The following is a 1,197-nucleotide window of genomic DNA, read 5'->3' as shown; positions in this document are numbered from 1 at the left end:
GGCCGAGACCGCCTCTCCGATTTCGTCGAGCACCGGTGCTTCCGCCGGAATCGAAGCTCCGCTGCCGCCGTGCGTGAAGACGCCGTGCTCGTGAATCGCATACGCATCGAGGCTGCGCGCAGCAAGCCCCGCGCGACACGCCTGGCGCTGCAGCTTGCCGCTCGAAGTCTTGGGCAGCGCGCCCGGGTTGAGCAGCACCACGGCGGCAGGCGCCTCGCCGAACACTTCGCTGACCGCCGCGCCCAGCGCATCGACCAGCAGGTGCGGCGGCACGAGCTTCTGCATGCTGCGCGAAACCTCCGCTGCCACGCCGATGCCTTCGCCATCCGGCCCAGACACTGCGAAGGCAGCGACTCGCCCCTTGCGCACGGCCTCGATCTCGGCCTCGACCGTGCGCTCGATGTCCTGCGGGTAGATGTTGTGGCCGCGCACGATGATCAGGTCCTTGATGCGACCCGTCACGTAGAGCTGCCCGTCGTGCATGAAGCCGAGATCGCCGGTGCGCAACCAGCGCTGCCCTTCGTGCATGGCGAAGGTCTCGCGGGTTTCGCGCTCCTTGCCCCAGTAGCCGGCGCAGATGCTCGGGCCGCTGGCCCAGATTTCGCCGACGCGGCCGACGTCGAGCGCAGCCAGTGAATCGGGGTCGGTGATGCGCACGTCGTGGCCGTCCGGCGCTGCGCCGCAGCCGACCAGCATCGCGCCCTGCGTGCCTTCCACGCCCTCGCCCCTGGCAAGTGCATCGGCGGAGAAGGTGCGCGCGACCAGCCCGGCGCCGCGCTGTCCACCGGTGACGAACAGGGTCGCTTCCGCGAGGCCGTAGCAGGCATACACGGCGTCGGGGCCAAAGCCCGCGGGCGCGAATCGCTCGATGAATTCGGTTTCGGTGTCGGCGCGCACGGGCTCGGCGCCGGTGTAGGCGACACGCCATGTCGAAAGGTCCAGCCCCGCCAGCCGCGCGCCCTTCACACGATCGAGGCAGAGACGGTAGGCAAAGTCGGGGCCACCGCTGAGGGTGGCGCGGTGGCGCGAGATCAGTTCGAGCCAGCGCACAGGGCTTTCGAGAAAGTAGCGCGGCGAGGTCAGCACCAGCGGAATGCCGCTGTAGAGCGGCTGCATGAGGCCACCGATCAGGCCCATGTCGTGATAGAGCGGCGCCCACGACACGAACTTGTCGTCCGGCCCGATGCCCATGCCGTC

The 1,197-nt window shown here is 69.3% G+C and carries 1 protein-coding gene; it reads right to left on the bottom strand.

The features are described 5' to 3' along the window. On the bottom strand, positions 1-1,197 hold a 1,197-nt coding region (locus ACSFA3_RS24480), incomplete at both ends, for an AMP-binding protein (RefSeq protein WP_435507971.1).

The sequence above is a fragment of the Variovorax glucosi genome (assembly GCF_051216695.1).
In the GTDB taxonomy this organism is placed as follows: Bacteria; Pseudomonadota; Gammaproteobacteria; order Burkholderiales; family Burkholderiaceae_C; genus Variovorax.
The sequence above is the reverse complement of the archived record's forward strand: the minus strand, read 5'-3'. Positions and strand labels throughout refer to the sequence as shown.